Genomic DNA, 18087 nt, shown 5'->3' with positions numbered 1-18087 from the left:
AGTATGCGAATAGAGATTCTGGCGATCGAGGGTTGTCCGAACACTGCCGACGCGGCGGCTGCCGTCGAGGATGCCCTTCGGGTGGTGGGATGCCCCACCCTCGAGGTAGGTGTGCGGACGCTTTGCGATCCGGCTGACGTTCACGGGACAGGATTCGCCGGATCCCCGACGATGCTCGAGGACGGACGTGATCTCTTTCCTGATGGTGCTCCAGCACAGGCACTTGCCTGCAGGATCTACCAGACTCCCACCGGAGGTAGAGGGGCACCGTCGGCTGAGCAGGTCGCTTCCGCCCTGGAACTGCGGTTGATGGCCACCACGGACGCTGATAGATATCAAGGACACGCACCGGGCCCACAGGCACTGAGCTCACAGGCATTGAGCCCTTTCTTCAAAGGGGTGATTGCGGGGCCATCTTTGAGCATGTCTGAGAATGTCACCGAATCGGCGGGACGATCACGCCGGTGAGTCGGAGGGATTCTGCAATGTCCACTGCTGAAAATGTCGGCTGCTGAAATGGGCGCAGGTCAGGGAGCAGGAGTCAATCGTCGGAGGAACCCGGAGATCAATGTGGCGCGGCGCACGGTGTTGTCCGGGTTCCTCTTCGGCTGCGGAATCGCGGCGTCGATCATTGACCTGTTTGTTTTTCATCTGGGTTTGCAGTGGCACCACTTCTATGACCTGTCTACCACCGAGGTGGCGCTGACTGCTGACGGGTTCTTCCATGCATTCGGGTGGTTCATCACCATCTGGGGTTTGTTCCTGCTGGCTGATGTCCGGCGCTGGAGCGAGGTGGTATGGAAGCGGTGGAGCGGGGCGGTGATCACCGGGATCGGATTCTTCCAGCTCTTCGACGGCGTCATCAATCACAAGGTGCTGCGCATCCACCAGATCCGTTATGGCGTGGAGTTATTGCCCTATGACATCGCCTGGCTGGGCTCGGCGGTCATGCTCCTGCTGATCGGCCTGTTCGTTGTGTGGCGCACTCATGTTCCTCATCAGCGCGCGGGCCAGGAGGGCCCGTAAAGCATCACGACACTGCCGTGTCCGGGTGGGTGTTGTTCGAGGTAGTGGCTGCCCTCACCCTGGTGCACACCCATATTTTCGTGGCCGGCTATTTCTTAACCGCCTCCCTGATTGGGGCCGACCCGAACCGGCACCGCGCCTCGATCGTGGTGCGGTCGGCGGGGCTGGTCGTGTTCATGACCGCTCACTCCGTCCTGATCAGATGGCTCTACGCCCACCCGCCAACCGGGGTCGAGGCCGCCGACGCTGAGACCGGCGCGCAGCTGATGTACTTCGGCGGTAACGTCGTGGACATCACCCTGATCATCCTGCTGCTCGCCGGCTGGCACCGCAGCACCCGCCCGCGCGAGAGCCCGTAGCAGGTGCCCGGACCATCGCCTGAGCACCATCGGAGAACCGGCAAACCGCAAACCGGCTCACCACCCGACTGCTAACCCGACATGTAAACCGATCAACAAACACACAATGAAGAAGAAATTATGACGACCTCACGCTTCCACGGACTTGCTGGAGCGGCCGCTACCGGAGCAGTTGCAGGACTCGCCGGAGCGGCGGTAATGGTGGTGGGCGAGAAGATCGAACAAGCCATAACCCGCCGCCCGAACTCCTACGTGCCCGCCCGTGCCCTGTTGACCTTGCTTGGCCAGCATCCGGGTGAGGACGCGAAACCTCTCGTGTGGAACCACCTGATGCATTACGGCACCGGCGCGGCTCTTGGAGCGCTGCGGGGTGTGTGGGCGGTCACCGGTCTCCGCGGCACCCACGCCAATGCCTGGCACACCGTGATACGCCTCGGATTCGACCAGACCATCGAAAATGCCACTGGCGCCAGCGCCCCGTCAGCCACCTGGCCCACGAGCGAACGAACCGTCGACGTCCTGCACAAAGCGGTGTTCTCGGTAGTGACCGGCATGATCGCGGATCGAGTACTACCCCCGGTACTCGCCTCCACTTCAGGCCGCACCAGCCACTGACCCGTCCCTGCCTGTACCGCAAGTATTACCCGTCCGCCGCGGCACTTCGGCGCTGGACCGCTGATCGGGGTTGAACCTCATCACGGCCACAACGCCGCCGGATCCCTCACTGTTTCCGCGATGAGAGACCCGGCGCACGTTGCCAGCGGTCAGAGGCAACCCACCATAATGACTCGCCCTGCATTCCTTGAGAGATGGAGCATGCGGGAGGGGGGGGGTAGGGAGAATCTAGGGCCGAGGTAGAACCGTCCCTGGGCTTGCCGGGTGACCGAGTGAGCTACCCCGGAGTCGACGATCGTGACGCCTTGCCAGAAACCCCGGGGCAATTTCCGGGCCCGTCGGCTGAGCGCCTGTCAGTCCATGACCAGAACCGCGGGCCGGGTCATGACTAAACCTGAATGATCAAACCGCCCTCCGTCATCGCACCCCGGTGTTCCGGCGCCCGGCGGGTGCGAACTCCCACGTCCGACCGTACGGCGGGATCGCTGTTCTGAGGTCCTCAACACCCGGCCTGGCGCCCCGCTCGGTTCTATCCCTCTGGTGTGGGCTGACGACCGAGCGACCTTCACCACAAATCATGGAATGTTCTGGGTTGAATCCGGCAGGGTTCACACAACTACACGGTGCTGCGGGTAGAACCGGTGAGCTCACAGGCGTCCTGCCGCAGCACCGCTTCATGACGTTGCGAACATCCGGAGCAGACCTTACCGAGTGGTCGAAAGGTGGTGTCATTGTCGCAGCGGACGCCAGCCGATCCGCAGCGAGAAGCGGAGCAAAAGCAACCCCCTGTTAGGTGCACCCGAGGGTGCTGCCATGCCGGTGTCCATCGTGGTGCTCTCGATGAGGAGAAGGTTCAACGAGGTGTCAGTCTCACCCGGCGCGGGTTGAGGGAGCCATCCCTTACCATGGTCGTTTTTCCTCTGGACCTTCGGCGGCCCGTACGCCAGCGCCTCCGATAGACTGCTGGCCATTGCCGGGACCGGTAGGAGCTGTCAACATCACCACTGTCAGCGCTGCGTCGGCGCAGAGCAGTGGAGATAAAGAGAATCTGTATCAATGAAGGCCGGGCCTCGGCCACCGCGTCGTCATCTTCTCGAGATGGGCGTATCGCACATTTGGTAAGCATCGTCGCAGGGGTGATGGGGTGAAGTAGCGTCGGGGCTGAGTACGAAGGGCGTGGTTCTAGTATGTAGGAGCCTTTTTAGAGCATTGGTTGTCGGTGAAAGGTTAGATGAGCGTTCAGGAGCACGTGCCGGTAATTCCCAGTGGTGCCTTTGAGGTCAAGAGGTCCCCGGGCAGCCCGTTGTGGAAAAACGTCAGCGCCGAGTTGTTGCGCGAAATACGCATCGGCACCTTCGATGCACGGTTCCCGGGTGAGCTGGAACTAGCACAGCGTTACGGGGTGAGTAGGGGGACGATTCGGGCGGCATTGAGGCCGTTGCGTGAAGCCGGCCATGTTAGTGCGCACCCGGGAAGAATGCCGAAGGTGGTCGCAGGCAAGAGCACCGCGTACGGCCCGCTCTACAGTCTGTTGGCCTCCATCCGGGAATCAGGAATGACGCACAGCAGTATTGTGCTGGAGCAGAATATTGTTCAGAATTCGACGGTTGCGGCAGCGCTGTCCATGGATGCGACCGCTGAACTTTTCCATCTCGCGCGCATTCGTTTGGCGGACGGAGAACCCATCGGGCTTGATGAGGTGTGGCTCCCTGCAGACACCACCTCCGCGCTGCAAGACTCAGACTTTAGCCAAAACTCGCTGTATGGCGAGCTGGACCGACGCTGCGGCATGGTGCTGGACGGGGGGACGGAGAGCCTCTCGGCCGTAGTGGCAGATAAGGGACAGGCTGGTCTTCTGGCGTGTAGCGCCGGGGCTCCGTTGTTGCTGATAGAGAGGGTTGGCTGCTACCGGGCGCAGTCCTTGGAGTTCAGACGCAGCTACGTGGTGGGTGAACGCGTTGAAATTTCGACCTCCTTTGGATGCAAGGCGTAGCCCGATACGAGCTGAAACCCGAAGCTTCTTGCCACGAGACTAGTATCACGATCCGTCGAAAGGGCTGCGTGGGGTGAAGGTGGAAAGCGCACCTGATTCCGAAGTGGCTATCGGGCTCTGTGGCGGACGCGTGGGACAGCGGTCTTCGGAGGTCGCTCGTTGATGGAATGCCCATCCCAGAAGCCCGACGGATACGACGGCAAGTAAGGGTTGGATCGGCTCAAAATACTGCATCGCACCGGAAGTGCCGAGGGCCAGGAGGACCAGTTTGTTGCACACAGGGCAGCCCACGGCGAAGAAAGTGACGACAGCACCCGCCACCCCGAACCGGCCGTGCGTCCTAGCGGAAGCTGCCCGCATTGGGGCAACATAGGTGGCCAGCACCAGGCCGGTGAGAACGGCGGATACAAGCAGTACCGGAAATGACCACCACGTGGGGGGCACTTCCCGGGAGAAGAACGGGGTGTCAATCAGATCCGTGGGTACCGCCACCAGCAGGTAGGCGCCAACCGTCCCTGTCGCTACGGCCAACCAACGCCGCCCCGGCCACTGCCTCAACGCTGCCGCTAAGGAAATTCTGGGTGTGCTCGTCATCGTCATCGGTTCCCGTCTTTCTCCTGCTGAGGTGTGTGGGTTCCTGGGTCATGGGTAATCGTGGGATCGTCGGCACGGGTACGTTTCTGAGTCTTCAAAAGATAAACGGTGGCGGCAACGATAAGGACGGCCGTCGTCACCAAGGCCACTACGGTGTTCGGAATCTGTGATGTCAGGGAACGAACGGTGGCTTCCAGTTGGAACTGATCGGTGACGGTGAGGATACCGCCAAGGCCTGCCGTGCCGTCGGTGACAAGGAGCATGATCCCGATTCCTATGGAGAGGAGCCCGGAAACCACCATGACCCCGGAATTGCTCCACGAGCCGATGGTTAGGGGTCGGGGCCGAAGCCAGCGACGGCCCGAAATGCCGAGGCGATCCCAGATCAAGGCGAGCAGGAACAACGGCACGGCCATGCCCAGCGCGTAGACGGCTAGCAAAATACCGCCGTACATTGCGTTGCTTCCTGCTGCTGCGATCGTCAGAATTGAGCCCAGGATGGGCCCGGTGCACGCTCCTGCCACGCCGTAGGCCATGCCAAGGATGAAGACCGACATGCCGGTCGAACCACTTCGGGCCTTCGGGCGGATAAACGCCGGCACCCGCAAACCAAGGATCTGCACCACACCGAGCACGATGACCACCGAGGCGGATACTGCAATAAGGACGGGACGGTCGGCGGTGACCAGCGATCCTAGCGTTCCGGCAAAAACGCCCAGTGGGACAAGGGTGCAGAGCAACCCCGCATAAAACAGCACCGTTCGTCCAATCAGGCGGGTTTTCGTCGTGAATGCATAGGCGAAAAAGGCTGGAAGGAGGAGGGCCGAGCAGGGGCTAAGTAACGTCAGGATCCCGCCGATGAAGGCACCGGCGTAACCGATCATCATTACTGGGCTTCGGCTTCGGCTTCGGCTAGCGCCGCATCGATGATTTCCTCGAAGACTTCCAGTGGTTGCGCACCGGTGAGCGGCACATCATTGATGAGGAAGGCTGGGGTTCCTGTCGCCCCCAGGGCAGCGGCTTCCTCTGCGTCGGCTGTCACTGCCTGCTGCAGTTCCTCCGAATTCAGATCAGCCGTAAACCGTTTGATGTCAGGCACACCGACGTTCTCTGCGATCCGAACCAGTTCCTCTGGTGGAAGCGCGATATGACCCCTTTCCGGGGCGTCGGCGAACACTGCTTTATTGAATTCCCAGAACTTGCCTTGTTCCCCGGCTGCTCGTCCTGCGACCGCGGCCTGGAATGATTCCTCCCCAAAGACCGGCAGATCCCGCCACTCAATCCTTACCTGGCCCTCGTCGACGTACTTGTCGACCAAGGGTGGCAGCGTGTCCCGGGAGAAGAGCCCGCAGAACGGGCAACGGTAATCGGCGTACTCAACCAACACCACCGGGGCATCAACGGCCCCCAGTGCTGTCGCGTCACCGTCTATTCGGCGGGATGTATCAAGGTCCACCTTGCTGGGGCCAACGGATTCCCGAACACCGCTCACGGCCGACCCTTCCTGCCCCTGTGGCGCTTGGTCCTCAGTGATGAAGAAACCAATGAACAACACCAATGTTGCTACCGCGAGTGTGGCAAGCACGGTAAGCAGGGTACGGCGACTCGGGCGAGAACCCGTACGTGGCGCTGATGACATGAAAAGCTCCTGAGGTAGCTACCGGTCCACCTTTTCCCCGATGGTGGCGGAGGGCGGTGTGTGTGGAAGGAATACTCCTCGTCGGCCGGCGGGGAGTNGGGGGGGGGGGGGGGGGGGGGGGGGGGGGGGGGGGGGGGGGGGGGGGGGGGGGGGGGGGGGGGGGGGGGGGGGGGCAGGCGCCACCTCGTGATCGACTTCCTACTCATTCACCTCGTCGAGAAGCCCGGGCGCGTCCAGCACCATCTCGGGCTGGTTCCGCCGGCGAGGGGGACTAATTATTAGCCGTTGACCCGGTAGTAGATGGGACCGGAACCGACGTTCACGCTTTCCTCGATCGTTTGGTTCCCGTTCCAGCCGCTGTGGATCGCGCGGCCTCCGCCGAGGTAGACCGCATTATGCGAATACCCCATGCCGCCGTCGGCGTAGTACACGAAATCTCCAGGCTGCGGGTCCGATACCTGCGTGGCGTAGGACATCAACGACTCGGGCGATTCATCACCGACCCCTTGAATCCCTGCCGCCCGCAGGGCGACCTCACCCAGGACGGTGCAGTCCTGGATCGCACCGAGTTGTGCCTTTGCTGATCCCAGGATGGCCTGGTTGATTGAGGTCGAAGCAGTCTCGCTGCCCTGCCCGATAGGGGCGATGGTTGCCGACTGTACGCTTATCCCGCTCTGAACCTGAGCCTGGATTCTGGCTGAGCTGTACTGCTGGGGTTGCTCGGCAGGTGCACCAGCCGAGGAAGCAGTGAGCTTGATGCTGTCACCCGGGTAGATGATGGAGCTGATGGTGAGGTTGTTGGCGGCCAGGAGCGTTTCCAGGTTCACCTGGTTTTGTGCGCTGATCAGCCCCAGGGTGTCCCCGGGCTGCACCGTGTAGACGCTTCCAGCCGCCGACGTGCTGACAGCACCGGAGGGCAGACTGAACGGTGACTCCAGTGCCGCGGTTTCGCTATACGTACCGGATGATGTTGCGCTGGCCTGCGCCGGGGCGGCCATGGACAGCAACAACCCTGAGCCGGCGATAATGACAGTGGCCTGGCGTCCCATCCGAGCTCCCTGGCTCATGGTTTTGCTGGACACCAGTGTGCGGTCGCTTGTATCGGCGCGATGCCGTCCGCGGGTCTTCGACTGTGACATATGTAACCTCTCCCTATACCTGCGAGGTGAGCTGTCGGATTCGGGCAGGAGTCACCCGGCCGGCGGATATAGTGTCCGCGCGGCTTCACCCCAAGGATTCGCATGGAATCCGCAAATTGGGTTCCCCGCCTCTGCCTCGATGATCTGTGGACCCGGTCTCCGGCAGAGTTCGGTAAGAGACCAGGACGCCGCAACCAGATGAGCGGCACGGGGACCAATGTACCCGAAGATCACAGATGTATAAACATTTGCGGAAGGGGAGGCTGTGGGCCGCATGTCCAGAGGCACGTGGATTAGGTGTCTTAGGTATGGATCCCGAGCGCCCTGGGTGCACCCAGCGAAGCCCCACCAGTGGCACCGAGCCTCCTGCGGCGGTTCCTCCAATGGCGCTAGCTCACCACAGCAGCACTCACTAGAGAAAGTTCCAGCCCTGCCACAAGTGGCCGCTACCGCGGCCCTTGCGGTGTTCACCGCAACCGCATCGGCCGCCTTCCGCATCAGCGTACCGAGCTGGGTCCTGTTTGTCGGGCAGCAGGCATTTTGCGGGGGGTTGCAACTGTGTACGTTCCGGCTTGATCCGTGGGGAACAACGCGGTTCCATTGGGAAGCATGGCCATGGGAAGGGTGTACTGGCCCGAGGTCAGGATCGTACCGGAATCAAGATCAATTCTGGCTGCTTGGCCGTCGACCTGGGCGTAGACCATCCCGGCACCGATGGTTGATACCTGGGCCTGGCTGGCAAATTCCTTAGCCCATAAAAGGCCCTTTCCCGGCCGCGCGGCCGTCACTACGTATCCACCCTCTGCGTATTGTGAAGTGAAAAGCACGGTTTGTGAGGCGTCATCTACTGCGGCTATGCCCGATGGAGTTCCATCCACCCTGCCAAGTGGCGCGCCGGTCCTGAGATCGTGGATGACGGACACAGGCGCAACCGCCCCCGCAGGGTCAGCCCATTCCACAATTACGAGACCTCCAGTTGATGGCCCGTAACTGCCTTCATACCGGGCGCTGGCCGCCGGGCTAACGCCAAAGGGGTCGGGGCTTAGTTCCGCGGACGCCCATAGTGTTTCGCCGGAGCGGCTGTCGATAGCGGAGAAGTTGTCCGCGGTGCCCTCCAACGCGGTCCCATGGTGCTCGTAGAGAGCGGGGCCGGCGGATTCGTCAACGACTGCGCCGGATGCGGCATCGAGCAACGTCGCTGGGGTTCGCTCGCTAGTGAGTGCCTTGGGCGTGTTAGCAAAGAGTAATCCGGTACCGGAGGAGGGGCCGGGCACCTCTGTCGGCCCCCAGAGCACGTCTCCGTCTGCCGCGGAGAACGCCGTGGCTACGGTGATGCTCACGCCCTGCCCGTCATTGCGGGTACTGGAGTCCAGGATGACAATCGCGGCTTCGCCTCGAACCTGCGTTGGGGCTGTTCCCACGCAGGTTGGGTTGGTGTCGACTCGCCAGGTAGTGCCGGTGGCGTCGAAGCCATAAAAGCTCAACATTGAGCGGCCGTCCCGGGGAAAGGCAGAACCAATAAACGATCCGCCGACGGCGAAGGGAGTACTGTCGATCCTCACTTCAGAGTTCACGTCGAAGCCTGGAAACAATCCCTCACCGGCAGTCGAGTCAGATGCAGTCATTAGCGGTTCGCCAACATCGACACGCTGGGCACCACTTTGCTCGCCGGCTGGGAGGCATCCTGTTGCGCCAAGCAGGACGGCCAACGAAACGCCGACCACGACGCTTCCTCGGAGTTTATGTTTATACATTTGCAAGGTGACGCTACCACGCATAGTTAAGCTGTCATCAGGCAATAGGTCGGGTTCTCGATCACCAGTGCCCCGTAAAGTCCACGGTCCAATTGCGTCCCTACATGCGAGTCGTACCAGTAGGTTCCCGGATGAGGCAGAAGGAAGGGCAGAATCTCACAGTCGTTGCAACACCGTGGTGTGGTGGGCGGTGTTCAAAAGCGTAGCGAGTTGGTTCGCAGGGGTATCCCGGTCAAGCACGGCTCGGGGTGGGTTGTTGACTTCGGCGGCGACGTGGGTGAGATGTTCTGGGCTGTGCACGTTGAGATTGATCCCTTTCGGGAAGTAATCCCTCAGCAGGTCATTCGTGTTCTCGTTGGATCCTCGTTGCCAGGGCGAGTGCGGGTCGCAGAAGTAGACTGCCATCTCCGTTTTCGCGGTGATATCGGCATGTTAGGTCATCTTTCAACCCTGATCCCAGGTCAGTGACCGCCGTAGTCTCGGGGGCAGGGCGAGCATCGCCGTGGTCATGGTGTCGCGGAGGGACGCGGATCGGTCGCTGGCATTCACGGGCAGGCAAATGAGGAACCGGATCTAACGTTCCACGAGTGTCGCGATCGAAGACCGGTTGTGGCGACCCATGATTAGGTCTCCCTCCCACGCACCCAGTGTGCTGCGATCCTCCGGCGGGAGCGGTCGGTCATCGATCATTAGAACATCGCCAGCGAACCTGGCCCGGCGTCTTGGGACCATCCGCGACGGCTTCCTCGTGATGTGCCGGCGGCGAAGGAACCGGCAGTAGGCCCGCGTCAGAGAGCTGGACTGCCAGTTATAGAGGTCCCAATATATCGTCTCCGGTGCTACCCGTATCCGTTCATCGGTGGGGAACGTCGTTCTTAGGTGCCACGCGATCTGCGCCGGGCTCCACCGTTTCTCGAGGAGCTGCTGGATCTGCTCCCGCAGCTCCGGAGTCAACGCGATCTTCCCTCTCCTCGGTCGGAGGCGACGCTGCCGGGCGAGTTGCTGCGCATGGTACGGCGTATACGCCCCGGAGGGTCGCGCGTTCCGCCGCAGCTCCCTGCTAATCATCGATGGTGAGCGACCCAACAGGGCCGCGATCCGACGAACACCTTCGCCTAACCGACGTAGCTCCGCGATCCGAATCCGGTCATTACCGGACAGATATTTGATTGGCTCGGCTGGCAAGCGGCGACTAATTTCAGCGATCGGTGGGTACTGGCGCACTTGGCCAGTGTGCGAGTTCCGAAGCGTGTACCCGTAACGCCACTTCGTGCCCGTGCGGCGGAAAATCCCCAGAATCTGGCAGATCTCACCATTCCCCAACCCCTGTCGAGCGAGCTCGACGTACCGAGCCCGCTTGGACGTGTTTCCCTGCAAACTAGTTTTCTTCCGAACAAGCTTCCTCGTCGACATAGCAACTCCTGAAAACACTGGTGTTGCAACGACCGTGAGATTCTGCCCCGCCCCGATGGGTCCCGCTTAGGTTGACATAGCCAGACGACGGTGATTTTCCGCGGTCCGTCAGTACCCGGTGGAGGAGAAGGGACTGCAGCGTTGAGAAGTATGGACTAAGCAAGATTCAGGGCCGGGTAAGCCGCGGCAGCAGAGCTGGGTCTTGATGTGGAGCTAATGGCGGACTGGCGCCGGGGTCATTCTGGCTTAGTGAGATCGGTGGATGACGGGTGTCACGCGATGCCCGTCGTGCCGAGGAGCACGCCGACGAGGTAGGTGAACGCCATTGCCAACGCACCTCCCATGACAAGACGCAGCATGGCACGCCGCCGGGAACTTCCGCCGACCTGAGCGCTGATAGCTCCCGTAATCGTCAACGCCACCAGGACCGCGACGAACGTCAGCGGTATGCGTACCTCAGCGGGCAGCAGCAGGATCGCGAGCAAAGGCAGAACCGCGCCGGCGGCGAATGCACCAGCGGAAGCAAAAGCGGCATGCCACGGATTCGCGACTTCGAGTTCGTCGATGTTCAGCTCCGCTGACAGGTGCGCGGCCAAAACATCATGATTGGTCAACTCGACAGCGACCCGCCGGGCCGTCGCGGGGGTCAGCCCTCTCGCCTCGTACAACCCAACAAGCTCCTCGAGCTCTCCGTTAGGGTCATCGCGTAACTCCTGCCGTTCCTTTTCGATCAGTGCTTCCTGGCTGTCCTTTTGGCTGCTGACCGACACGTACTCGCCCAAGGCCATCGACACGGAACCGCCCACGACAGCGGCTGTACCAGCGACCAGGATCGGCGCAAGGGTGTTCGTCACCCCGGCAACCCCAATTACTGTTGCCGCCGTGGACACAATTCCATCGTTCGCACCCAGCACTGCAGCGCGCAACCAATTCAAACGTGCGGCCACACCACTGTCATGAGGCTCAACCGGGTCCAGATCATCAGTCATGGAAGCAGTGAAGCACTTCCTGTCCGGTGCTTTCCATGCAGGATCGGCTCACCTAAACCACCACTACCGCGACACGCGGTTGCTGACCGTGACAAGTTGCAGCTGACCTACACACAATCCGACATTCAAATGCCACAGGCACTCATTCGTTGCCACAGCGCACCCCAGTCGGCGAAGGACATGATCGCTCTTCGGGGTTCGTGGTCATGACCATTTACTCCTTACCGTCAGCATCATCGGAGGCACTTCCCGCCTCACCGACCAGCCCATCACCCACAAAAACACCTCCACACCGCTAATAGGATCGACACGCCCACGCCGACATCAAGAACGCCACCCCGCGAAACCATCTCCTCGGCCACAAAACACTGCGAAAACCAAGCCTTCATTACCCGCTACGCAAGCGCTTTCGACTTCAAACGTCCAAGGGACAAGGAGTTTGCACGGTCTAGGGAATCCTCCTCAAGGGAGGGGTATGCGTGACGGTGCAGAAAACGTTCGCCAGAGGGTCNGGGGGGGGGGGGGGGGGGGGGGGGGGGGGGGGGGGGGGGGGGGGGGGGGGGGGGGGGGGGGGGGGGGGGGGGGGGGGCCGCTCGGCGTGCTGATTCTCCAGGCGCTGGCGTATGACCGCGGGGACGCCAGGGTGTCAGCGGGCGTTGACGGTGCCCATCATGCCCTGGTCCTCGTGATCCAGGATGTGGCAGTGGTAAACGGTTTTCCCCGGGAAGTCATCGAAGGCTATGAGCACTTTCACCCGGCTGCGAGCCGGCACGTTCACGACGTCCTGCCACCTCGGTTCGGTGAGGTCGCGGTCACCGTCCTGAACGATTTGCATGGGCCACACGTGGAGGTGCACGGGGTGGTCCATGGGACTGGAATTAACCAGCGTCCATTCCTCCACTTTCCCAGCTCTCACCGACGTGTCCACCCGCTCAGCGTCAAACTTCCGGTCGTTAATGGTGAAGGCCATCGAGTCGTTTTGTGCGGAGCCTCCACCACCCATCGTTGTTCCGCCCCCACCCATGGCCCCACCCATCCCCATAGCGAAGTCCAGGGTGTGGCGGCCGGCGACGGGTTCGCCGCGCAGGTCGCGCAACGCGGGACCACCCGGCACGGCCTCCTGTGTCGGTGCAGGGTCGCCAGACACCTCAAGTGTCAGCAGCTCAATCGCTCCGTCATTGCCCGAACCGTTGTCTGAACGATTGCCGCTCATGCCGCCCATCATGCCGCCGCGGTTCACGGGTGTCGTGATCAGCGCTGAGGAACCCTCAGTGGTTTCTATGAGGAGTTCAACCCGGTTCCCCGGGGCGATGACCACTTCGGTGGTCTCCTCAGGAACTGGTAGGCGCCCGAGGTCGCGGCTGAACACCCGGAACTGCTGGCCTTCCATCTGCAGACGGAGGTACCGGGAAGGGCAGGCATTGACGATTCGCCACCGTTCGCGTTCACCTGGGGAGGCGGTGATCTGCGGGCGGAGCTGGCCGTTGACCAGCACCATGTCGCCTTCCCTGCCCATCATCTGCTGCATCGAGGTGGCACCGGGGAGATTACCGGAAGTATCGAGGGTCAGATCCGAGACCACCATGACCCGCTCTCTGGCCACCGGGATCGGCTCGGGGTCTTCTACAATAATTGCCCCGTAGAGTCCGGCGGCGACCTGGTCAGCGGCATTGCCGTGGTGGTGGGGGTGGTACCAGTAGGTGCCTGCCGGGTGGTCGGCGGGAAGATCAAAGGCGTAGTCAAAGGACTCTCCGGGTGCGATGCTGACAAACGGGTTGTCGCTATTGCCTTCCGGGGATACGTGCAGCCCGTGCACGTGCAGGTTCGTCGGGTCCTGCAGCTGGTTGCGCATCCGGACCCGGATCGTGTCTCCCGGTGCCACCCGCAGAGTCGGCCCGGGCAGGGACCCATTGAAGGCGTACAGGGACGCGTCCCGTCCGCCGACCCGGATCTGCGTGGGAGCGGCGGTGAGATCCAGTTCGAGTAGGCGGTCGCGGCTGGCCAACACCTGCGGCTGGATCAGGTCACCACCACCACCGCCGGTGTAGCCGGAGTCGCCAGTGGTGGTCCACCACAAGCCGGTCCCACCAAGGGCGGTGGCGCCGGCTCCGGCAGCGCCCAGAGTCAACAGTTGGCGGCGGGTCAGCGGGCTCACAGGCCATCCTCCTCAAGGGTGCGCAATCGTTCGCGGTACTCCTCGGCGCTGAGTTCTCCGCGGGCGTAACGCTCCGCGAGGATTTCCCGCCCCCGGCCAGAACGTGCACGCGTCCCATCACTGTCGTCGGGCCTCTCTGTAGTGGAAGCCCCGCCAGTCGACGACCCTCCGGTGAAGGTCTTCACCAGTACAACCACCAGCACGATCAAGCCCACGATCATCAGCAGCCCGAAGATCCACGTAAAGCCCATGCCGCCTATACCACCCATACCCGCGCCGCCATTCATCATCGGTGTACTCCTCATCTTTTATCATTCGTCGTTCGAGTCAGTGCCTGCATTAGTGCCTGCATTACTGGGATTTCAGGGTGTTATCTAGGTGTCAGCAGTGTTCGTTGTGCTGATTCTTCGGGTTGAAACCCTGGAGGTACACAGCGTTGCCTGTTTTCCTGAAGGGCAGCGCAGAGGGGAGTCAAGGCCGGAGGTAGGACCATCCTTGGCCTTGCCGGGTCACCAGATGGGCTACCCCGGAGTCCACGATCGTGACGCCTTCGAGGAGGTCTGTTGAGCTTAGGCCCTTCGCTGTCATGGTGTTGCGGCACGCACACACCACCAGTCCCCGCGACATCAGATCATCCAATGGACCGGTGAACGCACCGGCGAGGGTGGCCGTGGTCACGGTGATTCCGGGACCGTGGGCGACTAGTTCTGCCTGAAGTCCCTCCTCACCGAGGGCGGTGAAGAGATTGCTGGTGTTTTGAAGCACGGCCTGGATCTTGGCGGGGTCCGCCTCATTGAGATGGATGACAGTGCGGTGCATGCTGGGTCCTTTCCGGAAAGGGTTGCAGGAGGGTTACAAGCGGGCCAAGAGGGGAGAAACCGTTGGACGCTGCAGGACCGGGGTGTGTGCCGGCGTCATGGGTTGATTGGCATGGGCCGGTGTCAGGAGCTGCTGTTAGGAGTTGATGTGATCATTGGCGCGCATCCGGAGGGCGACGACGCCCCCGGACGCGGCGGTCAGGGCGGCGACGACAGCGACGGCGGCCGGGACGCCGAAAGCGTCGGCGACCAGGCCGGAGACGACGGCTCCGACGGCGAACCCGCCGTCGCGCCACAAACGGTAGATTCCTACCGACCGGGCGCGCCAAGCGGGGTGGGCGACGTCACCGATGGCGGCCAGCAGGGTCGGGTACACCATTGCGGTCCCTGCCCCCAGCAGGATCATGGCCAGCAACCAGAGGTTGAAGGTGGAACCGGTCGCAACGATGCCCAAGGCTACCGCCTGGGTGAGCATCCCGGACACGATGAGACCCTTGCGCCCCCATCGATCCGACAGGGCGCCGGTGGCCAGCTGCCCGGCACCCCACACGGCTGGGTACACGGCTGCGAGGATCCCGATCTGGCCCAGGGACAGTCCCGCGGCGGAGAACAGGACGGGGAACAGGCCCCACGCCAGCCCGTCGTTGAGGTTGTTGACCAGTCCGGCCTGGCTTACAGCGGACAAGGACTTGTCCCGGAAACTCGTGAGAGTAAAAACCTCCCGTGTGGACAGATTCCCGAGACCGTGGCGTGTCTGACTTTTGGCTTCCAGGTGCGCGTGGGAGCGGGTTTCGCGCACGAACAGTGCCGATAGTCCCAGGCCGAGGGCGATGTAGGCAGCCCCGAGCAGGAACGGTCCGGGCCGCAGCCCATAGGTGGCCGCGATGTATCCGGTTGCCAAAGCTGTGCCGGCAAGCCCGAGATAACCTGCAGCCTCGTTCAGTCCCATTGCCGCTCCGCGCCGGTCCGGGCCGACCAGGTCCATCTTCATCACCACGGTCGTGGACCAGGTCAGGCCCTGACTAATGCCCAGCACAAGGTTGGCAGCCACAATCCACCCCCAGGAGGGCCCGTAGATCAGCAACACCGGGACCGGCAGGGCAATCAGCCACCCGGCTACCAGCACGGGTTTGCGGCCATAACGATCCGACAGGGTGCCGGCGGCGTAATTAGCGGCGGCTTTGGCGAGCCCGAAGGCCAGGATGTAGGTCAACGAACTGGTGTAAAGGTTCAGATGGAACACATCGGTGGCCAGCAGCGGCAGGACAGTGCGTTCCTGTCCCAGCGTGCCGCCCACCAGGGCATTGACGGCTACGAGGAGGGTGAACTGGGCCAGGTTCTCCCGCAACCCCAGCGCAAGGGTGTGGCCCTGGCGCTTCATATCTGGGGCCGTTCAGGCGTGATGGCGACGGTGATGGAGGGGGAGCGGGGTTCCCTCTGCGGGGATTTGGGCTGGAAGCAGTCACGCGAACACGACTCCCACCCGGCCAAAAGAGATCTGAGAACCGTGGTCGCCATGCCCGTCAGGCTGCGCAATTGCTTCCGGGCGCGGGATTGAGCGGCGTGGGTTTCCATAAGAGGCCTCTTTTGACCGGCAGAATTTGGGATGGGTGGTGCTGCGGCTGGGGGTGGGCAGGAGGATTCCTGTCCACCCCCCGGGCCGAGGGACCGGCCGCGGTGCAGCGACCAGGCGCTCGTGTCAGCTGGCCATGGGCAGGCCGGCGTCTGCGGCCTTGTCGAACATCGCGTCGATGTGCACGGGGTCCTTGCCGGCGCGCTCGAGCAGGCTGGCGGCCACACCGGAGCGGTAGCCGGATCCACAGTGCACCCACAGCCGGCCCTCGGGCACTTCATCCATGCGCGTGATCAGCTCGTGCAGCGGGATGTGGATGGCGCCGTCGATGTGGGAGGCCTCGTACTCCTCGGCCCGGCGCACATCCAGGATCGGCTCCTGGTCCGGGCGGTCGGAGAGCACCCCGGCCCAGCCCACCCGCGGGTAGGACGACACGGGGACCTCAGGGGCGAGTTCGGCAGGGTTTTCTCCCACGGCGGCGTCCGGGGAGTCGATGCCGATCCGGGAGAGGTCCCGGATCGCGTTCTCCACGTCCTCCCGGTCACCGACCAGGGTCAACTGCTTTTCGTAGGGGAAGATCCAGCCCAGGAAAGTGGTGAAGCTTCCCCCGTTGCCGTACTCGAAGCTGATCGTGCCCTTCAGGTGCTCGGAGGAATACGCAACCCGGTTGCGCAGGTCCACCACCCACTCGCCGGCGTCCAGGCGTGCCTTGAGCTCCGCAGGATCCAAAGAGTCGGGGACCGCCAGGTTCGGTTCGGTGGGGCCGGCGGCGTTGGCCGGTCCCATGTGTACGTAGTAGTTCGGGTACGCGGTGAGGTTCGCGATCAGCTCCGAGACGAAGTGCTCCTCGTCGGCGTCGGTAAAGACGTGGTTGGTGGAGAACTGCTCACCCAGGGTCGACTCGCCTGCCCCGGTGGCGGGCCCGGAGGAGCAGAAGGAACCGAAGCCGTGGGTCGGGTACAGGGCCGCCTGCTCCTTGGCTTCCTTGGCCAGGCGCCGGGCCGAGGCCCACTGGTCGTGGGTCAGGCCGACCGTGTGTTCGGACCCGAGCAGGTCGGTACGGCCGACGGAGCCGTAGAGGACACTGCCTCCGGAGAACACGGCCTGCTCTCCGTCGTGCTCGACGACGAAGGAAAGGTGGTGATGGGTGTGCCCCGGGGTGGCTACCGCCTTAACGCTGAGCTCACCGACCTGAACGCTCTGGCCATCGGCAATCGGAGTCCGCTCGAAGGACACGGTATCGGCGGCGTTGACCAGGTAATCGGCCTGGTACTTCTGCGCCAGGACGAGCCCGCCGGTGACGTAGTCGTTGTGGATGTGGGTTTCGGCCACATGGGTGAGCTTCACCCCAGCCTCCTCAAGGAGGGCCTCCACACGATCGATGTCGCGCTGGGCATCGATGACCAGTGCCACCTTTCCGTCGTGGACAAGGTAGCTGCGGTCGCCCAGTTGCGGGGTTTCAATGACGGTAACGTCCATGGTGTTCCTCCTGTGATGGGTGGCGCGTTCAAGACCACCTGGTATGGGATCGGGGGGTGATGAAGCGTGCTGGAAGGGAAGGGAAGGGAAGGGAAGGGAAGGGAAGGCCTGCTGGTGTCCGGGTCAGACTTCGGTGGTGCTGCGCTGTTGTGCTGCCTTAGCGTGCACCGCTGTCATGTCCAGGTCCTTCACTGCCGTAATGAGCTGCTCCAAACCCGCTGCTGGTAGGGCTCCTGGCTGGGAGAAGACCAGCACTCCTTCACGGAAGGCCATCAGGGTGGGGATGGAGCTGATGTTCGCTGCAGCCGAGAGGCGTTGCTCAGCCTCCGTGTCGACCTTGGCGAAGACCACATCCCCGTGTTTTTCGGAGGAGGCCTGGTAGGTAGGAGCGAACATGCGGCAGGGGCCGCACCAGGCCGCCCAGAAGTCCACGAGCACAATGCCGTTTTCTTTGATCGTGGTGTCGAAGTCTGCTTCGGTGATGTCGATGGTGGCCATGGGAGGTCCTTTCTTAGGCTAACCCTTTGTGGGAAACGCTGGC

At 62.6% G+C, this 18087-nt stretch carries 16 protein-coding genes, 1 pseudogene and 1 riboswitch; of the genes and pseudogenes, 4 read left to right on the top strand and 13 right to left on the bottom strand.

Features of this window, described 5'->3' with window-relative positions; genetic code table 11:
- Positions 1-516: 516 nt before the first annotated feature.
- The 4 genes from D6T63_RS15750 to D6T63_RS15735 all read left to right on the top strand — a co-directional run bounded on the left by D6T63_RS15750 (position 517) and on the right by D6T63_RS15735 (position 3993).
- Positions 517-1026, top strand: a complete 510-nt coding sequence (locus D6T63_RS15750) for a DUF2243 domain-containing protein (protein ID WP_235830801.1) — start codon at positions 517-519, stop codon at positions 1024-1026.
- A complete protein-coding gene (locus D6T63_RS15745; protein ID WP_235830791.1) occupies positions 978-1385 on the top strand; it encodes a cytochrome c oxidase assembly protein in 408 nt (135 codons plus the stop codon). The genes D6T63_RS15750 and D6T63_RS15745 overlap by 49 nt, the downstream gene beginning before the upstream one ends.
- Before the next feature lie 120 nt (positions 1386-1505).
- On the top strand, positions 1506-2000 hold the full coding sequence (locus tag D6T63_RS15740; RefSeq protein ID WP_120150008.1) for a hypothetical protein: 495 nt from the start codon (positions 1506-1508) through the stop codon (positions 1998-2000).
- A gap of 1231 nt (positions 2001-3231) precedes the next feature.
- Complete coding sequence (locus D6T63_RS15735) at positions 3232-3993, top strand: GntR family transcriptional regulator (protein ID WP_235830790.1); 762 nt, start codon at positions 3232-3234, stop codon at positions 3991-3993.
- Between the two features lie 596 nt (positions 3994-4589).
- Here the strand turns inward: D6T63_RS15735 and D6T63_RS15725 are convergent.
- The 13 genes and pseudogenes from D6T63_RS15725 to trxA all read right to left on the bottom strand — a co-directional run bounded on the left by D6T63_RS15725 (position 4590) and on the right by trxA (position 18044).
- A complete protein-coding gene (locus D6T63_RS15725) occupies positions 4590-5474 on the bottom strand; it encodes a cytochrome c biogenesis CcdA family protein (RefSeq protein WP_120150007.1) in 885 nt (294 codons plus the stop codon).
- Entirely contained in the window at positions 5474-6172 is a 699-nt protein-coding gene (locus D6T63_RS15720; protein ID WP_235830789.1) for a DsbA family protein, read from the bottom strand. The genes D6T63_RS15725 and D6T63_RS15720 overlap by 1 nt, the downstream gene beginning before the upstream one ends.
- A gap of 332 nt (positions 6173-6504) precedes the next feature.
- Positions 6505-7293 (bottom strand): LysM peptidoglycan-binding domain-containing protein, encoded by a 789-nt coding sequence (locus D6T63_RS15715; protein ID WP_182977049.1) that lies wholly within the window; start codon positions 7291-7293, stop codon positions 6505-6507.
- Positions 7294-7367: 74 nt separating this feature from the next.
- Positions 7368-7545, bottom strand: a riboswitch (cyclic di-AMP (ydaO/yuaA leader).
- A gap of 317 nt (positions 7546-7862) precedes the next feature.
- The gene (locus D6T63_RS15710; protein ID WP_182977048.1) at positions 7863-9119 is read right to left on the bottom strand and encodes a PQQ-binding-like beta-propeller repeat protein; all 1257 of its coding nucleotides are present in this window, start codon (positions 9117-9119) and stop codon (positions 7863-7865) included.
- Positions 9120-9145: 26 nt separating this feature from the next.
- Positions 9146-9259: a multicopper oxidase domain-containing protein gene (locus D6T63_RS15705; protein ID WP_407923756.1), complete on the bottom strand. Its 114-nt coding sequence runs from the start codon at positions 9257-9259 to the stop codon at positions 9146-9148.
- Positions 9260-9275: 16 nt separating this feature from the next.
- Positions 9276-10532, bottom strand: a pseudogene (locus D6T63_RS20035) (IS30 family transposase).
- Positions 10533-10804: 272 nt separating this feature from the next.
- Positions 10805-11521: a VIT1/CCC1 transporter family protein gene (locus D6T63_RS15695; protein WP_120150003.1), complete on the bottom strand. Its 717-nt coding sequence runs from the start codon at positions 11519-11521 to the stop codon at positions 10805-10807.
- 646 nt (positions 11522-12167) lie between these two features.
- Positions 12168-13676, bottom strand: a complete 1509-nt coding sequence (locus D6T63_RS15690; protein WP_120150002.1) for a multicopper oxidase family protein — start codon at positions 13674-13676, stop codon at positions 12168-12170.
- Positions 13673-13966: an SHOCT domain-containing protein gene (locus tag D6T63_RS15685; protein WP_328588681.1), complete on the bottom strand. Its 294-nt coding sequence runs from the start codon at positions 13964-13966 to the stop codon at positions 13673-13675. The genes D6T63_RS15690 and D6T63_RS15685 overlap by 4 nt, the downstream gene beginning before the upstream one ends.
- Before the next feature lie 181 nt (positions 13967-14147).
- Positions 14148-14495, bottom strand: a complete 348-nt coding sequence (locus D6T63_RS15680; RefSeq protein WP_120150001.1) for a DsrE family protein — start codon at positions 14493-14495, stop codon at positions 14148-14150.
- 135 nt (positions 14496-14630) lie between these two features.
- On the bottom strand, positions 14631-15875 hold the full coding sequence (locus D6T63_RS15675; protein WP_120150000.1) for an MFS transporter: 1245 nt from the start codon (positions 15873-15875) through the stop codon (positions 14631-14633).
- A 318-nt stretch (positions 15876-16193) separates the two neighbouring features.
- Positions 16194-17546 carry an MBL fold metallo-hydrolase gene (locus D6T63_RS15670; RefSeq protein ID WP_120149999.1) on the bottom strand — a complete coding sequence of 451 codons (1353 nt, stop codon included), beginning with the start codon at positions 17544-17546 and terminating at the stop codon, positions 16194-16196.
- Between the two features lie 123 nt (positions 17547-17669).
- Positions 17670-18044: a thioredoxin gene (gene trxA / locus D6T63_RS15665; protein WP_120149998.1), complete on the bottom strand. Its 375-nt coding sequence runs from the start codon at positions 18042-18044 to the stop codon at positions 17670-17672.
- Positions 18045-18087: the final 43 nt, after the last annotated feature.

The organism is Arthrobacter cheniae (genome assembly GCF_003602275.1).
Classification (GTDB): Bacteria; Actinomycetota; Actinomycetes; order Actinomycetales; family Micrococcaceae; genus Arthrobacter_D; species Arthrobacter_D cheniae.
The sequence above is the reverse complement of the archived record's forward strand: the minus strand, read 5'-3'. Positions and strand labels throughout refer to the sequence as shown.

Coding starts and splice junctions, on each gene's coding strand:
- D6T63_RS15750 (WP_235830801.1), top strand. CDS start 517: ATGGGCGCAGGTCAGGGAGCAGGAGTCAATCGTCGGAGGAACCCGGAG.
- D6T63_RS15740 (WP_120150008.1), top strand. CDS start 1,506: ATGACGACCTCACGCTTCCACGGACTTGCTGGAGCGGCCGCTACCGGA.
- D6T63_RS15735 (WP_235830790.1), top strand. CDS start 3,232: ATGAGCGTTCAGGAGCACGTGCCGGTAATTCCCAGTGGTGCCTTTGAG.
- D6T63_RS15725 (WP_120150007.1), bottom strand. CDS start 5,474: ATGATGATCGGTTACGCCGGTGCCTTCATCGGCGGGATCCTGACGTTA.
- D6T63_RS15715 (WP_182977049.1), bottom strand. CDS start 7,293: ATGAGCCAGGGAGCTCGGATGGGACGCCAGGCCACTGTCATTATCGCC.
- D6T63_RS15710 (WP_182977048.1), bottom strand. CDS start 9,119: ATGTATAAACATAAACTCCGAGGAAGCGTCGTGGTCGGCGTTTCGTTG.
- D6T63_RS15695 (WP_120150003.1), bottom strand. CDS start 11,521: ATGACTGATGATCTGGACCCGGTTGAGCCTCATGACAGTGGTGTGGCC.
- D6T63_RS15685 (WP_328588681.1), bottom strand. CDS start 13,966: ATGATGAATGGCGGCGCGGGTATGGGTGGTATAGGCGGCATGGGCTTT.
- D6T63_RS15680 (WP_120150001.1), bottom strand. CDS start 14,495: ATGCACCGCACTGTCATCCATCTCAATGAGGCGGACCCCGCCAAGATC.
- D6T63_RS15675 (WP_120150000.1), bottom strand. CDS start 15,875: ATGAAGCGCCAGGGCCACACCCTTGCGCTGGGGTTGCGGGAGAACCTG.
- D6T63_RS15670 (WP_120149999.1), bottom strand. CDS start 17,546: ATGGACGTTACCGTCATTGAAACCCCGCAACTGGGCGACCGCAGCTAC.
- trxA (WP_120149998.1), bottom strand. CDS start 18,044: ATGGCCACCATCGACATCACCGAAGCAGACTTCGACACCACGATCAAA.